The sequence below is a fragment of the Chitinibacter sp. ZOR0017 genome, from assembly GCF_000799095.1.
GTDB lineage: Bacteria > Pseudomonadota > Gammaproteobacteria > Burkholderiales > Chitinibacteraceae > Chitinibacter > Chitinibacter tainanensis.
This window is the reverse complement of sequence record NZ_JTLG01000001.1, coordinates 1-18,379: the sequence shown is the minus strand read 5'-3', so window position 1 is coordinate 18,379 and position 18,379 is coordinate 1. Positions and strand designations below refer to the sequence as shown.

The 18,379-nt window shown below is 55.2% G+C and carries 15 protein-coding genes; 6 read left to right on the top strand and 9 right to left on the bottom strand.

Annotated features, from left to right (window positions below):
- Positions 1–41: 41 nt before the first annotated feature.
- Genes L991_RS00075 through L991_RS00050 form a run of 6 tightly spaced genes read right to left on the bottom strand, consistent with a single transcriptional unit; the run spans position 42 to position 5,494 of the window.
- A complete protein-coding gene (locus tag L991_RS00075) occupies positions 42–1,790 on the bottom strand; it encodes an ATP-binding protein (RefSeq protein WP_052190437.1) in 1,749 nt (582 codons plus the stop codon).
- 24 nt (positions 1,791–1,814) lie between these two features.
- Positions 1,815–2,585: a flagellar motor protein MotD gene (motD, locus tag L991_RS00070; protein WP_028449618.1), complete on the bottom strand. Its 771-nt coding sequence runs from the start codon at positions 2,583–2,585 to the stop codon at positions 1,815–1,817.
- Between the two features lie 12 nt (positions 2,586–2,597).
- Positions 2,598–3,536 carry a S49 family peptidase gene (locus tag L991_RS00065; protein WP_047390790.1) on the bottom strand — a complete coding sequence of 313 codons (939 nt, stop codon included), beginning with the start codon at positions 3,534–3,536 and terminating at the stop codon, positions 2,598–2,600.
- Positions 3,533–3,877 (bottom strand): Rieske 2Fe-2S domain-containing protein, encoded by a 345-nt coding sequence (locus L991_RS00060; protein WP_047390787.1) that lies wholly within the window; start codon positions 3,875–3,877, stop codon positions 3,533–3,535. The genes L991_RS00065 and L991_RS00060 overlap by 4 nt, the downstream gene beginning before the upstream one ends.
- Positions 3,870–4,526, bottom strand: a complete 657-nt coding sequence (locus L991_RS00055; RefSeq protein WP_047390784.1) for an HAD-IIIA family hydrolase — start codon at positions 4,524–4,526, stop codon at positions 3,870–3,872. The genes L991_RS00060 and L991_RS00055 overlap by 8 nt, the downstream gene beginning before the upstream one ends.
- A complete protein-coding gene (locus L991_RS00050) occupies positions 4,526–5,494 on the bottom strand; it encodes an RluA family pseudouridine synthase (RefSeq protein WP_047390782.1) in 969 nt (322 codons plus the stop codon). The genes L991_RS00055 and L991_RS00050 overlap by 1 nt, the downstream gene beginning before the upstream one ends.
- A 617-nt stretch (positions 5,495–6,111) precedes the next feature.
- On the opposite strand from L991_RS00050, the gene L991_RS00045 reads away from it, so the two are divergent.
- The 4 genes from L991_RS00045 to L991_RS00030 all read left to right on the top strand — a co-directional run bounded on the left by L991_RS00045 (position 6,112) and on the right by L991_RS00030 (position 11,817).
- Positions 6,112–9,048 carry an Rne/Rng family ribonuclease gene (locus L991_RS00045; protein WP_047390779.1) on the top strand — a complete coding sequence of 979 codons (2,937 nt, stop codon included), beginning with the start codon at positions 6,112–6,114 and terminating at the stop codon, positions 9,046–9,048.
- A gap of 143 nt (positions 9,049–9,191) precedes the next feature.
- Positions 9,192–10,016: an HDOD domain-containing protein gene (locus L991_RS00040; RefSeq protein ID WP_047390775.1), complete on the top strand. Its 825-nt coding sequence runs from the start codon at positions 9,192–9,194 to the stop codon at positions 10,014–10,016.
- A 157-nt stretch (positions 10,017–10,173) separates the two neighbouring features.
- Positions 10,174–10,923 (top strand): basic amino acid ABC transporter substrate-binding protein, encoded by a 750-nt coding sequence (locus L991_RS00035; RefSeq protein WP_047390772.1) that lies wholly within the window; start codon positions 10,174–10,176, stop codon positions 10,921–10,923.
- 93 nt (positions 10,924–11,016) lie between these two features.
- Positions 11,017–11,817, top strand: coding sequence for an amino acid ABC transporter permease (locus L991_RS00030; RefSeq protein WP_051258841.1), 801 nt, complete (start codon positions 11,017–11,019; stop codon positions 11,815–11,817).
- Positions 11,818–11,935: 118 nt separating this feature from the next.
- Here the strand turns inward: L991_RS00030 and L991_RS00025 are convergent, their stop codons facing one another.
- On the bottom strand, positions 11,936–12,862 hold the full coding sequence (locus tag L991_RS00025; protein ID WP_047390770.1) for a LysR family transcriptional regulator: 927 nt from the start codon (positions 12,860–12,862) through the stop codon (positions 11,936–11,938).
- 96 nt (positions 12,863–12,958) lie between these two features.
- Positions 12,959–14,191, bottom strand: a complete 1,233-nt coding sequence (locus tag L991_RS00020) for a DUF1615 family protein (protein ID WP_047390767.1) — start codon at positions 14,189–14,191, stop codon at positions 12,959–12,961.
- 193 nt (positions 14,192–14,384) lie between these two features.
- On the opposite strand from L991_RS00020, the gene infA reads away from it, so the two are divergent.
- Positions 14,385–14,648 carry a translation initiation factor IF-1 gene (gene infA / locus L991_RS00015; RefSeq protein WP_028449629.1) on the top strand — a complete coding sequence of 88 codons (264 nt, stop codon included), beginning with the start codon at positions 14,385–14,387 and terminating at the stop codon, positions 14,646–14,648.
- 187 nt (positions 14,649–14,835) lie between these two features.
- On the opposite strand, the gene L991_RS00010 is transcribed toward infA, so the two are convergent.
- Positions 14,836–16,440, bottom strand: coding sequence for an ABC-F family ATPase (locus L991_RS00010; protein WP_028449630.1), 1,605 nt, complete (start codon positions 16,438–16,440; stop codon positions 14,836–14,838).
- Positions 16,441–16,717: 277 nt separating this feature from the next.
- Here L991_RS00010 and L991_RS00005 point away from each other — a divergent pair, with 277 nt between their 5' ends.
- Positions 16,718–18,232 carry a hypothetical protein gene (locus L991_RS00005; RefSeq protein ID WP_047390762.1) on the top strand — a complete coding sequence of 505 codons (1,515 nt, stop codon included), beginning with the start codon at positions 16,718–16,720 and terminating at the stop codon, positions 18,230–18,232.
- Positions 18,233–18,379 lie beyond the last annotated feature (147 nt).

Below are 18,379 nucleotides of genomic sequence, written 5' to 3'. Positions count from 1 at the left end.
TCTGCCTAATTTATAGTATGGTAGGCCGCCGAACGGCAAACCTAGGCCGTCGTTTGCAACACACGGTGCATGGTGTCCTGCAAAACTTCGGGTTTCACCGGTTTGGTGATGAAGGCATTCATCCCAACGGCAAGGCAAGCTTGCCGGTCAGCCTCCAGCGCATTCGCAGTTAAGGCAATAATCGGCAAATGAGCGCCGCGCGGCAATTGCCTGATTTGTCGAGTAGCCTCCAGCCCATCCACCAAGGGCATCTGCACATCCATCAACACCAGATCAAAGTCTTGCTGCTGTACATGTTCGATGGCCTGCTGGCCATTTTCGGCCTGCACCACCTGATGCCCTGCAATTTGCAGCAGCTTGGTGGCCACCAATCGGTTGGTAGGGTTATCCTCTGCCAGCAACACCTTTAATGCCGGCAATCCCTTGGCGGGCGCATCCGCCACCACCTCGGGCGTTGCGACTACCACCGGTAGCGGAATTTGGAAGCGAAAACAGGTGCCGTGCCCCAATTGCGACTCAACTTGCAATTCCCCGCCTAGATGGCTGACCAACTTGCGGGCGATGGTGAGACCAAGCCCGGTGCCACCATATTGGCGCGCGCGCGAACCATCCGCTTGCACAAAGGCTTCAAAAATCTGGCTAAGCTGATCTCTAGCGATACCGATGCCGGTATCGCTAACTTCAAAGCACCATTGCTCGCCCTGTTGCGCCACCCGCACACAAATTTGCCCCTGATGGGTAAATTTGACCGCATTACCCAGCAGATTGACCAAGACTTGCTGCAGTCGCAATTGATCGCCTTGCACAATGACATCGATGTTGGCCGGCAACTGTAACTGCAAATCAACGTGCTTTTCACGGCTGACTTCGGCAAACATCTGCACAGTGCGCTGCAGTGTAGTATTCAAAGAAAATGGTTTAGCGCTGAGATCGAGCTGGCCAGCCTCAATTTTGGATAAATCGAGTACATCATTCACCAAGGCCAGCAGCAATTCAGCCGAAGCTTGAATCACGCTTAAATCCTGCCGCTGCGCCGGATTTAAACCAGAATGCTCCATCACATGGGCCATCCCCACGATACCATTCATTGGGGTGCGGATTTCGTGGGAGACATTGGCAATGAATTCAGTTTTGGCTTTACTGGCCGCCTCGGCGCTATTGCGAGCCTGCTCCAGCTGTTGCACTAACTGCTTCTGCTCCAGCTCAAGTTCGATACTCTCCACAATCGCATCGTTGTAATGCCGCACCCCTTTCACCACCACCACCAGATACATCAAGCACATGGCGGCCAAAACGCCGTCAAACGGGCCTTTGCCGATTAAGGCGGAGAACAAAATGGGCAACAAAATAATAATGGCAAAGTTGCGCAGTGCCCGATAATGCGCGCCCAAAATCGGTACTGCACCAGAGACCAGCCCCGACAAGACAAAGGCGGTGAATAGCCGATGCATATCCGAGCCATTTTGCATAAAAAAATAACCGCCCGCGCCCCAGATCAGCGCGGTGAGGTTCACTCCCCGCTCAAAGCGTGCACTCCAAGCAGCGTAATCCACCAGGCCCGCCTGCTGGGCCCGCAGATAACCATAGGCAGTATGCAAACGCCAGCCGGCCAAGGCCCAGGTCACGGCTAACCAAGCCGCCAGAAATTGCAGGGAAACTTGCGAGAGATAGGCGGCGGCCAACACGAGGGCGGTCAGGATGCAGATCACCTGGCCAGGAACGGCGCTGCGATAAACTAAGCGGGTGATCCGCTCCACGATGGCCGGGTTGGCAGCTTGTTGTAGTCGCAAGTCACTCCCCCGTGCCGTTGTGGTTTATTGCGCAATGACGGCAATTTCATCCTGATTATCAGCCAGGATATTCAGCGTCACGCGGCGATTACGGGCCCGCCCCTCAACCCGATCATTCGGCTCAATCGGCCGAAACTCGGCATAGCCCACCGCCACCATCCGCTGCGAGGCCACGCCGGCCGATTCAAACAGGCGCACCACGCTGGCGGCCCGCGCCGCCGAGAGCTCCCAGTTGCTAGGGAAAATGCCGCGAATCGGCTGATTGTCGGTATGGCCTTCCACCTGAATCAGGTTGTCGGTGTTTTTAATCCGCTCAGCAATCGCCAGCAAGGCATCCACCGCTTCAGGTGCCAGCTCGGCGCGGCCGGTATCAAACAGAATCGAATCGCTGATTTCCACCGCAATCCCGCGTTTGGATTGGGTAACCCGCACTTTGCCTTGATCAATCAGGGTGCCAAGCGATTGCTGCAAGTCGCCCGCAATGCCCTGCATTTTCTTGGTTTGCTCTTCAAACTTACCGGCATTGGGCTGCACAGTCGGCGCGGGGATCACGATCAGCTTTTGCGGCGCGCCCGGCACGGGCTGATTATCCAGCCGAATCAGCTCGGCCGAGGTTTTGGGCTGCTTGAAGGCATCAATCAAAGAGGTTGAAAGCACTTTGTATTTGCCTTCATTCACCGACGAAATGGCGTACATCACCACAAAAAAGGCGAACAGTAATGTAATGAAGTCGGCATAGGACACCAGCCAGCGTTCATGATTTTCGTGCTCTTCCGGGCGTTTGCGGCGCGCCATCGTGCCGGCTCCTTATTTCAGCTGCAGGCTCAGTTTGCTACCGAGCGTATTGGCCATGGTCACGCCAAATTGACGCGCCAGACGGTCAGCATACGATGGCTGTGGCGTAAAATCGACCACATTTTCAGCTTTGACCACATCACGCGCCACCGTATCAACTGAGCCGAGCGCATCCACCAGCCCCAACTTCAAAGCCGTTTCACCCGACCAAACCAGACCGGAGAACAGATCCGGATTATCTTTGACCAAGCGTTTGCCACGCCCTTCCTGCACCACGCTGATAAATTGCTGGTGGATTTCATTCAACATATTCAGCGCTTTTTGTTTTTGCGCTTCGTTTTGTGGCGAGAATGGATCGAGGAAACCTTTGTTTTCGCCAGCCGTCATCAACCGACGCTCAACGCCCAGTTTTTCCATTGCCCCAGTAAAGCCAAAACCATCCATCAAGACCCCAATCGAGCCCACCATCGAGGCTTTATCGGCATAGATTTTGTCGGCAGCGACCGCAGCATAGTAGCAACCGGAAGCGCACACATCTTCGATCACCACATAAAACGGGATCTGCGCATAGGCTTTTTTCAGCCGGCGGATTTCGTCGTACATCATGCCGGCCTGCACCGGGCTACCGCCCGGACTGTTAGCCCGGAGCACCACGGCTTTGGTATTGGTATCTTCAAATGCGGCTTTCAGGCCACTCAATACCATCGCGCTGCTGGCATCGGTATCCGCGGCAATCATGCCGTTGAGATCGACCACGGCCGTGTGCGGGCCAGTTGAGGCACTTTCGCTTTGCTTTGGCCCAATCCAGCCCATCACCAGCGCGAGGAATAGAAATAAATAACTAAAGGTCAGTAACTTGAAGAAAATCCCCCAGCGGCGGCTGCGGCGATGTTCTTTGATTGATGCGGTCAGAATTTCTTTCAGCGCATCGCGCTCTAGTGAATCACTCATGCTTCATTTTCCTCAGACAACCAAATGGCCCCATCTTGCTCAACCAGGGGTATTGCTTGCAAACGCTTACCTGCACAAGGGCCGCCGACACATACCCCACTATCCGGCTGATAGTAGGCGCCATGCGTCGAACAAATTAAATACTCGCGCGATAAATCAAACACATCGCCCGGATTGAAATCGAGCTCAATCGGCACATGCGCGCATTCATTCAGATAGCCAAACACTTGCCCGCCATAGCGGATCGCCAACGCCGCCCGAGGCCGACCCGCGCGAGTCACGCTAAAGCGCACCGCCAAGCCGCGTTCGACAAGCTCAGCCGCAGCACAGATCTTACGCATCGGTCAGTATCCAGTCGACCAAGGCGGGAAAATCGTCAAACATTGCCAACGGCGCCAGTGCCTGCAATTCATCGGCTGCATGCGCGCCATAGCTTAAGCCCACACTCGCGGTACCAGCATTAATGGCCAGTTGCAGGTCATGAGTGGTATCACCAATCATCAATGTCCGCGTTGGGCTAACCGCAGTAAAGTCGAGAATATATTCCAGCATCGCAGGATGCGGCTTGGAAAACGCTTCATCGGCGGTGCGCGTCACCTCAAAAAACGCCCCAAGGCCCGTGGCGCGCAGTACGCGATCGAGGCCGGCCCGGGATTTACCGGTGGCCACGGCCATCCGATAGCCCGCCTGTTGCAGGCGCGCCAGCCCGGTTTCCACCCCCTGATACAGCTGCAGCTCCTGGTCTTTGGCCAAGAAATGCTGCCGGTAAGCGTCCACCACCGCGCGAATCTGGACTTCACTTGCCTGCGGCGCCAAGTGGCTCATGGCCTCGGTCAAGCCATAGCCAATCACATAACGCGCCTCGCGATCATCGGGCACGGGCAAACCCACATCCGCAAAAGCGCGCTGGATCGAGCGGGCAATCATGCCGGTGCTATCCATTAAAGTGCCATCCCAGTCAAACACCAGCAGTTCAAATCGCGCGTTCATCAGGCTTCCTTCTTGCTTGTTTGCTCAAGTGTATCGAGGTAATGCTGCAATTCATCCGGCAGCGGGGCTTCCAGCGTCAGGGGCTCATTGCTGAGCGGGTGTTTAAGGCTTAGGCGCCAGGCATGCAAAAACATCCGCCGCAAACCTTGCTTGGGTAGCGCTTTATTCACGGCGGCATCGCCATATTTATCATCACCCAGAATGGCATGGCCACTGGCCGACAAATGCACCCGAATTTGATGCGTGCGGCCAGTTTTAAGCTCGCATTCCAGCAACGAAGCGCTCGCCCAGGCTTGTTTGCGGTTCACAATGGTGTGGGACGACAAACCATCAGCATGCACTTTTACCCGCCGCTCGCCGTCGGGCGTTTCATATTTCAGGAGTTTCATTTTGATGTGGCAGCGAGTATGCGGCCACACCCCTTCCACCAGCGCCAGATAGCGTTTATCAATGCCGTGGCTATCCCGCAGCACTTCATGCATTTTGACTAAGGCGCTGCGCTTTTTGGCCACCAGCAACAAACCCGAGGTATCCCGATCTAGGCGGTGCACCAGCTCCATAAACTTCGCTTGCGGGCGCTGGGCGCGCAAGAGCTCAATCACGCCAAAACTCAAACCTGAGCCGCCGTGCACGGCGATCCCAGCGGGCTTGTTTAACACCAGCAAGGCATCGTCTTCGTACACCACTGGGATTTGCAGCTGATCAGCGGCGGCTATTGCGCTCGCGGGCTTTACCTCAGGCTCCGCCACCCGTACTGGCGGCACCCGGATCACATCACCGGGCTGCACCCGGGTCGTCACATCAGCCCGGCCTTTATTCACACGAACTTCGCCCGAGCGCACGATGCGATAAACATGGCTCTTGGGCACCCCTTTCAGGCGCTTGAGCAGAAAATTATCCAGCCGTTGGCCGGCATCATCCGCATCAACGGTAATAAAGCTCACGGACGCTTTGCTTGTGTCGGACATCTTGGCATATACTCTATGGCACGCTGCAACAAGCAGCTGGTTCTCTCCGCGCAAGTTTGTACGCCCGGCAGAGATTTGAAACCGCTTTTACATCACCAGCAAACATCGGCAATCCGCCGGTCTGGCATGCAAGAAATCGGTTTCAACAACGAAATTGAATCGTTGATTTTACTGCATCCAGCCCCAGTTTGGCTTTGTGATTTCTTTCCCGCCGTGGCGCTATCCTGACCACCGGCCCGTACCACGGGCAAACAGCGCGGGGCTCACAATAGAAAATGCCGGGCTGAACAGCAAAATCCTCTGATTCGCGGTTATGAAGCTCACCGCGCAATACCAAGTAGCGGATTTTATTTTCGTAGCGCACACACCGGATTTATTGCGGTAGTTAGCCAATTGATCGCGCAACTACTGCTGACTCAACAGAGCATACAGATCACTGTTTGGAGCCGATACCCAGTTTCTAAGCCAACACACCAAGTTGCCAATCTAGCGTTTTTGCTGGGCCTTTAGCCATTTCCTGGCAAAGGTTGCCTTTGTATGTTGCCGAACTGCCGTCATTCGATCTGCCTGTTAAATCCTAGTTCTTGCGGTGTGGTGCGCGCAGGAGCCCTGAACTCATGAAGCGTATGCTTTTTAATGCCACCCAAGCCGAAGAGCTGCGGGTGGCGATTGTCGATGGTCAGAAACTGATTGACCTGGACATCGAAACCGTCGGCAAAGAACAACGTAAATCCAACATTTACAAAGGCGTTATCACTCGCATCGAGCCGAGTTTGGAAGCGTGCTTTGTGGATTACGGCTGTGACCGGCACGGTTTCCTGCCGTTTAAAGAAATCGCCCGCTCGTACATGACCGAAGGCGAAGGCGGCCGTGGCCGCGTGGCGGACAGCTTGCGCGAAGGCCAGCAAGTGATCGTGCAAGTTGAAAAAGACGAGCGCGGCAACAAGGGCGCAGCCCTCACCACCTACATCAGCTTGGCTGGCCGTTATCTGGTCCTGATGCCCAACAACCCACGTGGCGGTGGTGTTTCTCGCCGGATCGAAGGTGAAGAGCGCAATGAATTGCGCGCCGCGATGGACCAGCTGGAAACGCCAAACGGCATGAGCCTGATTGCACGCACCGCTGCAATTGGTCGCAATACGGAAGAGCTGCAATGGGATTTGGCGTATTTGCTACAACTGTGGCGCGCCATTGAAGGTGCAGCAACAGCGCAAAATGGCGCCTTCCTGATTTACCAAGAATCCAGCCTGGTAATCCGCGCTATTCGCGATTACTTCCAACCGGATATCGGCGAGTTGCTGATCGATAAACGCGAGATTTACGAGCAAGCCCAGCAATTTATGGGTCACGTGATGCCAAACAATGTGCACAAGGTGAAGTTCTACCAAGACGACGTGCCGCTGTTCTCGCGCTTTCAGATCGAACATCAGATCGAAACGGCTTACTCTCGCGAAGTAAGCCTGCCTTCTGGCGGCGCCATCGTGCTTGATCGCACTGAAGCCCTGTGGTCAATCGACGTAAACTCGGCCAAAGCCACCCGTGGCGGCGATATCGAAGAAACCGCACTGCGCACCAATCTGGAAGCCGCGGATGAAATCGCCCGCCAGATGCGCCTGCGCGACGTCGGTGGTTTGATCGTGATCGACTTCATCGACATGGAAAACCCGAAAAACCAGCGCGACGTTGAAAACCGCGTGCGTGAAGCGCTGCACCACGATCGTGCTCGCGTGCAAACCGGCAAAATCAGCCGCTTTGGTTTGATGGAATTGTCACGCCAACGCCTGCAACCTTCACTGGAAGAAACCAGCCATATCGCCTGCCCACGCTGTCATGGCACTGGCTTTATCCGCGGCATCGAGTCTTCAGCGCTGCATATTTTGCGCATCATTCAAGAAGAAGCCATGAAGGAAAACACCGGCGCGCTACATGCTCAAGTGCCCGTCGATGTCGCCACCTTCCTGCTCAATGAAAAACGCGCAGAACTGTTTGCGGTTGAAGCACGCCTGAAAGTGGCAATTATGCTGATCCCGAACATGCACTTGGAAACGCCAAACTACAAGATCCAGCGTCTGCGCACGGAAGATGTGCCACAGTTTGAAGATGCGCTGCCGTCTTACCGCATGGTGGAACAACCAGCCGAAGAAGGCTACAAGCCTGGCCAGGCCAAAGAAGAGCAAGCCAAGCGCCAGGAAGCTGCAGTAAAAGGCATCACGCCAACGCAACCTGCGCCAGCCCACACTGATCGCCCTGCCAGCAGCCGCACAAGCGAGAAAAAAGCCACCGAGGCTCAGCCATCGCTCTTCAAACGTATTCTGAATTGGTTTACCGGCAGCCCAGCCGAAACCAAGCCGGTTGAAGAAGCCAAACCCGCCCGCCAGCCACGCGGCCGCAATGAGCGCCGCAATGGTCGTGACCGCAACGAGCAACGCGGCGAAGGCCGTCAGCCACGCGAACGCGGCGAACGCAACAACGAGCGCCAAGATCGTTCTGAGCGGAACGAAAATACGCAAACAGAAGTACGCCAAGAACGCGCCGAGCGTCAGCAACGAAGTAAACCGCGTATTGAAGAAGACATGCAAAAGCCAGCGCGTGAGCCGCGCGAACGCCAGCCACGTGGTGAACGCCAGCCTCGTAATGACGAGCAACGCCAAAAGACAGAAGCGCGCACCGAACAGGCGGCGAGCGAAGAGTTGCTCAACACGACCGCAGCGGTAAACGCCCCTGAAGTAGAAGCCGTAGTAAACAGCGAAGGCCAACAAGAAGGACGCGGCCGTCGTCGCCGCAACCGTCGCGACCGTCGCGACCGCGGTGATCGCCAAGTGGCGCAGGACGCAGCTGTCGACAGCGAAAGCGCGGCAGAAACAGCTGACTCAGCAGCAACTGATGCGAGCACTCCTGCTGTTGCGCCTGCAACCCCGCGAGCCGAGGCGACGCCAGTTGTTGCGCCAGCCGCAGTACAGGCTGAGCCTAGCTCACCAACAGCACCAGTAGTTGTAGCCGAGCTAACCAGCGCAGCTACTCCTGCGGCTGCAGACGCAGCCCCACTGGCGGAAGCTGCCTCAACGGCAACACCAAGCCAAGCAGCAGCGAGCAGTGTTGATGCAGTAGAAGTAACGACCGAAGCAGCCGCTGCTGAGGCCGCAGCAGCTGAAATCGTCGCTCAAACCGCACCAAGCACGCCAGCAGTAGAAACTGTAGCACTAGCCGAACCGGCTACCCCCGCTTTGGCTACTCCAGCCTTCGTGGTCGCCAGCCCTGAAGCTGTGGGTCTGGTCCAAGTGGCGACCCGCAATGAAACTGCACCTGCTGCTACAAACGTTGAGTTGCCAGCCACCCCGCAACGCCGCCGCCGCAAAGATGTAGTCGATGCCAATGCCGCCAGCGCCGCAACCAGCGTACCGCTGCAATTAGTCGAGACTAAATCTAGCACTGCCGCCCCTGTAGAAATCGCAACCCCGGCAGCGCCAGTTCGCCGCCGACGTAGCGATCTGCAAGCGAGCCGCAACCCGGCCAGCGAGTCGGCACCGCTGCAGCAAGTTGAAACCAAACTGTGATCTAGTCCTCACTGAACACAAATCGAAAAAACCACACCGTTTTAGGTGTGGTTTTTTTATTTTGGAGCTAGCAGGATAAACGGGGGTGTTCTAGTATGGATTCAGGTTTCCGCCGATAAAAACAAAGCCACGGGAGTGTCGCCATGAAATTGGAAGAAGTGTTCGAGCAAACCCATAAACTGCCCACCATTCCAAAAGTCGTGCAGGAATTAATCGATAGTTTCAGCAACGACGACATTGATATCGATACGATTGCCAAAAAGATTTCTCTGGATCAAGTCATCACAGCCAAAGTGCTGCGCTTGGCCAACTCAGCCCATTTTGGCGCTAGCCGCCAGATTGGCTCGGTGCAGGAAGCCGTGGTCGTACTGGGTTTTAACACCGTACGCACCTTGGTGGTGGCATCCGGCATTACCGGCGCTTTTGTTGCCACCCCCGGCTTTGATCGTAAAAAATTCTGGCGCAGCAGCCTGCAAGTGGCCACGCTGGCCAAATGGCTGGCTAAACCCGCCAAGATCAATGGCGAAGTGGCTTTCACCGCCGGCATGATTCACAACATTGGTGAAATGCTGATTCATATCGTTGCCCCCGAGCTGGCGGTTAAAATCGATCAGTTCGTGGAAAACGGTGCTGATCGTGTTGCGCTCGAAGGCAATAATATTGGCTTCGATTACGTCATGGTCGGTGAAGAGCTGGCGCGGCGCTGGAATTTCCCACCAGCCATTCAGCAAGCACTGAAATACCAAAACGCCCCTGCGGCGCAAGAGCCGAGCGACAAACTCACCGCCACCTTGCATTTGGCAAAAATCATTGCCCGTGAACAGGCCAATGATGCTAGCCAAGAAGAAATCGCGGCGGCCCTGCCGGCTGATAGCCTCGCGATAGCCGGGCTAATCCCTGCCGAGTTGCAAGAAAAACTGATTGAAATTGACGAGTTGTCGAGCGGGCTGGAAGAATTGATTGCCTGAGCGACTTCTCAGCGTAAAATGCTGGGCAAGTCTGCCGACGAAATAGGGAAACACCTGATTATCGGATTCGGCAAACCTTACTAGCATCGGGGCAGAGATTGGCAAACCTCGTGTGTGCCTTCCTGCCCCTTTTTTCGACCTGCAGGAGACGACAACAATGCGCAAAAGTTTTACTTTTCTAGCCACGGCTTTATTCGCCGGTCTGATGTTCAACACCTCAGCTCAAGCAGCCAAAACTTACCAAGTGGGCACCGATGCTGCATACGCTCCTTTTGAATCGCAAAACGAGAAAAAAGAGATCGTCGGCTTTGATATCGAAGTACTGAAAGCCATCGCCGCCAAAGGCGGTTTTCAGGTGAAATTTATCAACACCCCTTGGGAAGGCATTTTTGCTTCGCTGAACAACGGCGACCGCGACATTGTCATCTCTGCAGTAACCATCACCCCTGAACGCAAACAGACTATGGATTTTTCGGAGCCCTACTTCGAAGCCAAGCAGCTGATTGCGGTCAACAACAGCAGCAAAATCAACAAACTGGCTGATCTGAAAGGCAAAAAGATCGGTGTTCAGACTGGTACAACTGGCGATGAAGCAGCCCAAAAGCTGCTCGGCAAAACCAGCCCGAACATCAAACGCTTTGAATCAACTCCGCTGGCTATTCAAGAGCTGCAAAGCGGTGGTGTTGATGCCGTAATCGCCGACAATGGCGTAGTGGTTAACTTCATTGCCAACAACGGCAAAGGCAAACTGCGCACCATCGACGATGCCAGCTTCGCCAAAGAGTACTACGGCATTGCTGTGAAAAAGGGCAACAAAGCCTTGCTGGAGCAGATCAACAAAGGTCTGGCCGCCATCAAAGCTGACGGCACTTACGACAAAATCTACAAGCAATACTTCGGCAAATAAGCCGCTGGTTTAGCCCACGGCTCAGCGCCAGCCCGACAAAGCGCAACTTCGGTTGTGCTTTGTCGTCTCTGTTCGCGCGTAATTGGTAAGACTATGGACTTCATTCAATTTTGGGAACAGGTACAACACACCGTACCGCTGTTGCAGCATTTCCAGCTGCAGATGGTCTGGGAATACCGCGACCTGTTCATCGATGGCGTCAAAATGACGCTGGGGATCACCCTTGTGGCCGTGGTGCTCGGCACCCTGATCGGGCTATTCGCCGGCATGGCGCGCCTGGCGGAGGTAAAGCACGGCCCGTGGAAATACCCGGTGAAGTTTCTGCTGCGCTGGCCAGCGGCCGCGTACGTCACTTTTTTCCGTGGCACACCACTGTTTGTGCAGATCTTGCTCACGCATTTTGCGGTGATGCCAGTACTAGTACACCCCGATAGCGGCCTGCTGCTCCAAGGCGAACTCGCCAGCACTTTGCGTCAGGACTATGGTGCCTTTCTCTCTGGCCTGGTGGCACTCACACTGAATGCCGGTGCCTACATTACCGAGATTTTCCGTGCGGGCATTCAATCGATTGCCAAAGGCCAATTTGAAGCGGCCCGCTCGCTGGGGATGACCTACGGCCAAACGATGCGCTTTATCATCGTGCCGCAAGCCTTCCGCCGCATGCTGCCGCCGCTGGGCAACGAAGCGATCATGCTGCTGAAAGACAGCTCGCTGGTCTCAGCCATTGGCCTGGCCGAGCTCGCCTACGCCGCGCGTACAGTCGCTGGGGCATATTCGCGCTATTGGGAGCCGTATCTAACGATTTCCTTCCTGTATCTGATTATGACTTTGCTGCTGGCCGCTGGGGTCAATCACCTTGAACGTCGCTATCAACAAAGCGGTGGCATTCATTAAGCCGCAGCACAGCCAAACAAAAACCCGCCAACCGGCGGGTTTTTAAATGAGCGAATGTGATATACCCAGCCATGTATTGCCATGCAATCAAATTAGAGCAAGGATTACAGAGTCATACCTAGCGTATGTGCGGCATTTGGATTTCGTCGGTGCTATGCGCATTCGCCGTAAATTGCTGGCACAGCGCCATAAACGCGGCCATGCTCGGGGTTTGATATTTCTGCTTATGCGCCACAAAGTGAAAACGCCGCGCCAAGTCGAGGCCCTCCACTGCCAGCGGCACCAAGCTCCCCCGGCGGAAAGCATCTTTTAGCGCCAGGCGGGAAATGCACCCAATCCCTAAACCCGACTCAACCGCACGCTTAATCGCTTCGGTATGTTCGAGTTCCAGCCGGATATCTAGCCGAGAAAGCGCATGGCGCATGGCAAATTCAAACGTCTGCCGTGTACCGGAACCCGGCTCGCGCACAATCCAGGCCGCGCCCACTAGGTCTTCGAAACTAACCTGCGCTTGCTGGGCCAGTGGATGCTCCGGCGCGGCAAAGACCACCAACTCATCCGGCACCCACGGGGTCACCAACAAATCCGGATGCTGGCAATCACCCTCAATCAAACCCAAATCCAGCTCGAAATGCGCCACTTGCTGCACGATGGTGGCGGTGTTGTGCACCGCCAGGCTCACCCGGCTCCCGGGATGCTGGCGCATAAAATCCCCAATCAGCAAGGTCGCCAGATAATTGCCAATGGTCAGCGAAGCGCCCACGCGCAAAGGCCCCAGGCCCACTTGCCCCGCCAGCATGGCATCCACACTCTGCGCGCGATCCAAGAGCTCAATCGCGCGTGGCAGCAGTTGTGCGCCCAGTTCATTGAGCTGCAAGCGTTTACCCACGCGATCAAACAGGCGGATTTCATACTGGCGTTCCAACTCAGCCAGCGCGGTACTGGTCGCCGATTGCGAGAGTTTCAGTTGCTCGGCAGCCCGCGACACACTCTCGCCCTGCCCTACAGCGACAAACACTTCCAACTGGCGGAGGGTAAACTTCATTTCAAGGCCTTCTATAAATTGGAAATAATTTATCCAAATTATAAATAAGGGCGCCAAGCAGCGCAAACACAGCCACCGAGCTGCGCAGGCAATAGTTTACTTCAAGCGCTCCAGGCACAGGCCGTACCGCCAGTTCACCCGATTAGCAAACCATTCTGTCGTGAGTTTGCGGGTGATTTTCGGGCTTTTCAAATCAATCTGCGGCATGCTGGCGCGCGGATATTTCTGGCCATTTTTTTCCGCCAGCGCATATACCCGTTGATACAAAGGGCTATTGCTCAGACCCAGCAGTTTTTCCTGCTTCAGATCGCGATCAATCTCTGCGCGGCTGAGCCCTAGCGCGCCAGCCAAGCTATACAAGGCCGACTGAGTGCTACTGGTACCCACCGGATTGCCATCGCGATAGGTGAGCAAATCTCCATCCAAGACCAATTCGCGGCCACTCAGCTTGCCGACTACAGTCTGGAATGCCGCATTGCGACTGGCGTAGCGCCCGGCATTAAAATCGGCGAAGCGATACACCATCTCGGTATAGGGCGCCGGGTATTGCAGCAGAATGGCTGCACCGAAATACACCCCACCGCGACGGGTAAAGACTTCGCTGCGTACACTGCCCTTGCGCGCATACGGATAAGGCCACACCTGGGTGTGTTGCTGCGCAAACTCCACACTCACCTGCATCGGCCCACCTGTGCGGATCGGGTTTTTCATATTCAGCGGCAATTTCAGGCTTTGCGCTTCGGCCGCCAGATCTTCAAAGAGATCATTCATTTCCCGCTCGGTACGCAGATTATCAATCCGCGCTTTGTAGCTTTGGCCTGTCGGCGATGGCTTGAGCAGCGCCGTTTGCACGGCCAGCAAAGGAATGTGATATTTGCCGGCCCGCTCTTCAATCGCTTTCCAGACGATTTTGGGCAAGCCCGGCACCACCGGATCACCCTGCCAGCTTGATTCCTGCTCGATCACCGCTGCCATCGCGCAGAAATTCTCTGGCGTGTAGGCCACTTTCAACGCAGTAAACGCATCCAGAATGTCATCATTCCAGCCCGCCCGATCGGCGATTTTAGGCGGCAACAGCTGATTGAGCAGCGCACGCGCCTGGGTCTCACTCAAGCTGGGCTTGGGGGTGGGTTTTGCGGTGGGCGCGGGGGTGGCGCTCATCAGCGGAATAGGGCTGGGGCTTGGACTCGCCGTTGGCGTCGGGATTAGGCTTGGGGTAGTCAGCGCCGGGGTCGGGCTGGGCGCCACACTGGCGGCGGGCTGGGGCGAAGTAGTCGCACAAGCGGCCAGCAACACGCTGGCAGAGAGTGGCAAAAGGCGAGCCAACATGACGATGATCCTGCAAACGGCAAAAGCAGAAGCTTACTGAGGAGAACTGTGGCGAATCAAGCTTAAATACATATGGTTACGCGCCGTACATCGTAAAAAATGGCGCATTTTTCGGCAAAAACCTGTATAGTTCGCCCTTATTTTGAAAAAATGGCGCTCAAACAGATCGGCGTCAGCCTTACTGGAATAAAGCATGTCAAAAGAAGATGTAGTAGAGATGGAAGGTGTTGTGGCCGAGGTTTACCCGGACACCCGCTTCCGCGTGACCCTAACCAATGGCATTGAGATCACCGCCTATGCTTCCGGCAAGATCCGCCAGAACCATATCCGTATTATCGCTGGTGACCGTGTGACCGTGGAAATGTCGCCCTACGATCTGACCAAAGGCCGCGTCACTTTCCGTCACAAAGACGAGCGTGGTGGCCCACCAGCCGGTGGTCACTTCCGTCGCAAATAAGATACTAGCGACCGTATCGCCCGCCAAGGCAATCTTTATATAGCTTAGCAGGCAATACCCCACGAAAAACCGAGCTTATGCTCGGTTTTTTCTTATCTCGCAGCGCAACCCTGCCTGCAATCTACCTACCGCGGGCATTAAAAAACCCGGCTTGCACCGGGTTTTGCGCTGAAAGCTGCTGTTGGGTTTATTCCAAACCGCGGCTCGCCAGATAGTCTTCGTAGCCGCCCAAGAAATGCGTGTAGCTGCCGTCGCCATTGAGCTCCAGAATCTGCGTGGCCAGTGATGATACAAACTGCCGGTCGTGTGAAACGAAGATCAGCGTGCCTTTATAGAGTTCCAGCGCCATATTCAGCGACTCGATCGATTCCATATCCATGTGGTTGGTCGGCTCGTCCATGACCAGTACATTGGGTTTTTGCAGGATCAGTTTGCCGTACAACATGCGGCCCTTTTCTCCACCCGACAGCACTTTCACCGATTTTTTCACATCGTCGCCGCTAAATAGCAAGCGACCGAGAATTCCGCGGATCACCTGATCATCATCCCCCGGCTGGCCCCATTGTTTCATCCAGTCAAACAAGGTGATGTCTTCGGCGAAATCTTCTTCGTGATCCTGCGCGAAATAACCCGGCTCGGCTTTTTCGGCCCATTTCACGCTGCCGGCATCAGGTGGCAATACGCCCACCAGCATTTTCATCAGCGTTGATTTACCCACCCCGTTACCACCGATGACCGCCAGTTTCTGGCCGGCTTCAAAGATGAAGTCCAGGCTTTGAATCAGCGGCTTATCAAATGATTTGGACAAACCGGCCAGCTCGAAGGCCTGACGGTGCAGCTTTTGCTTGTCGTCCATATCAAAGCGGATATATGGGTTTTGCCGTGAAGACGGTTTGACTTCCACCATGCCTTCTTTGATCTTGTCGGCCAGTTTCAAGCGGCTGGTCGCTTGGCGGCTTTTCGATTTATTGGCGGCAAAACGCTGGGCAAAGGCTTGCAGCTCGGCCACGCGCTCTTTGGCCTTGCTGTTATCGGCCAACATCCGCTCGCGAGCCTGGGTAGAGGCCAGCATATAGTCGTCGTAATTGCCCGGATAAATCTGGATATTGCCGTAATCCACGTCGGCAATGTGCGTACACACCTGATTCAAGAAGTGACGATCGTGGGAAATGATAATCATGGTGGAATCCCGCTCGTTCAGCGTGTGTTCCAGCCAGCGAATGGTGTTGATGTCCAAGTTATTGGTTGGCTCATCGAGCAGCAGCACGTCCGGATTAGAAAACAGCGCCTGCGCCAGCAACACCCGCAGCTTCCAGCCAGGGGCAACTTCGGACATCGGGCCAAAATGCTGTTCGGTCGGAATACCCACGCCCAACAACAAAGCTCCCGCGCGCGCTTCGGCGGTGTAGCCATCGTATTCGGCCACTTTGCCTTCCAGTTCGGCCGCGCGCATATAGTCGTCTTCGGTCGCCTCCAGATTCGCGTAAATGGCATCCCGCTCGGCAATCGCGGCCCACAGCTCAACGTGCCCTTGCATCACCACATCGATCACGCGCTGATCTTCATAGGCAAACTGATCCTGTTTCAGTTTACCCAGCCGCACGCCAGGCTCCAGCGACACATTCCCCGCGCTTGGCTCCAGATCGCCACCAAGGATTTTCATAAAGGTCGATTTACCGCAACCGTTGGCACCGATCAGACCGTAGCGGTTGCCATCACCAAATTTTACCGAGACTTTTTCGAACAGTGGCTTGGCGCCAAACTGCATCGTAATGCCATTAGAACTAATCATTGAATCGTGTTCCCTGTGGGAAAGTGAATACTGCGCCCAGCATCGTCGCGGATAGCGGCAAGGGGCTGAAAATACGCCATTTTATCACAGCGCACACCAACGTTTTTTCTAATTACAATGATCCATAATCAAGGCAAAATGTGCACTGTGTCACAGAAGATACGCCTCACAGCGCCGTTCTGGGTGCAAACCGAAGCCGGCACTTGCCGCTGGCAGGCCACCCAGTTATCGTTGCAGCACAACAAAATATTCAAAAGACATAGTTCAGGAAACAACCATGTTTGACTTCAAAAGTCTGATTGGTGCCCTGTTTGGCAAACGCGAGCAGGAAGGCGTACACAATCTTAAGTCCGCCACCATCATGATGCAGGAGCTTCCGGAAAGTGACATCCTGCAAGCGCAAATCGAAATCGTAAAAGCCCTGAAGCAACTCAATGGCAACGCCAAAGTCAGCGCCAAAGAGCGTTTCAAGACTGTCCCCTATCTGGACGAAAAAGCCCGCTCGCTGCAAAACCATCTGGTAGAAATCTATCAGGGCAAAGCGCTGGATGATGGGGCCAAGCCCAAACAAGTGCTGCCTACCCTGCTCGCCTTCTGGAACGACATGGGCGACGCTTATCGCTATTGCGTGAAGCAAGCCAGCCAGGGCGTGCCGCGCGGCATGGAAAAAGAGCTGCAAATCTTCACCCTGCGCGGGCTGATGTATTTTGTTGAGCAAGCCCGCTGGGCGTTGCTGCGCTATATGGAAGTCGATAGCCGCACCTGGCGCAATATCAATCGGCTGTATCTATATGCCGAACAGCAAGGCTTTGCCACCACCCCGCTGCAACCCTATCCCGAAAGCGAAATCACCGACATTCGCCGCGAATACATGATTTTGCTGATGCTGGCGCTAGCGCACCCGGAAAAAATGCAGCCGGCCCAGATCGAATTAGTGAGCCAATGGCTGCATCGCTGGGCAAGCCGCCTCGATCTGGAAACCCAGATCAAACCCAATCGCCAGCTGTTTGCAATTAACGTTGCGGGCTCCACCCCACCCAAACGGCTACGCCGCGACATGGTGGGCGAAAACTGGCGCTACTGGTTTACCGAAACGCTGGTATTGCATATCAAGGAAACCATCGAAAAGCTCAATCAGGGCGAAACCGCCCAGCAACTGGGCCTGCCAGAAGAATCCGGCTCGCCAGCCAATCTGGATCTGATGCAGCTACTGATCAATTTATGGTCACGTGACACCCCGGCTCCGGTCCGCAAATCCGAGCGCCGTAGCACGCAAAAATCTATCAATGTCACCCGTGGGCTGGATGATGTGATTACGCATTTGCGCGGCCAGCCCGCAAGCGGCAAGGTTGAGCGCTGGACGATTGAAAACGAAAGCGCCACTGGCCTGGGTGCCACTTACCAGACTGAACGCGATGAGCCCTTGCAAGTGGGCGAAATCGTCGGCATGGATGGCGTAGGCATGAGCCCGGTGGCGGTAGGCATCGTGCGTCGCATCACCCGCAATGGCGATGGCCAGGTGCATGTGGGCATTGAAACCGTGTCGCAAACCCCAATCGTGGTGGAGCTGACGCCACTCTTGGGCAATCGCAGCTTCCAAGGCGTGTATTCACCCGAGAACACCGCGATCAACCAGCATCGCTTTCTGGTGTTGCCGCAGGCGTTTTTTGCCGACAACCGCGAGTTTCGCCTGGCCGCACAGGGTAAAACCTACCGCATTCGGCTCTCGCCGGCGCTGGAACACACCGCCAATGCCTCGCTGGCCAACTTTGCCGTCCTGGAGAAACTATAAAAATTTCGTTTTTTTGCAAAAAAGACGAGACAAGCCGGTAAAACCTTGCTAATATGCGTCCCACTTCAAGAACGGAAGCGTGGCTGAGTGGTTTAAGGCAGCGGTCTTGAAAACCGTCGGGGATGTGAGTCCCCCCAGAGTTCGAAT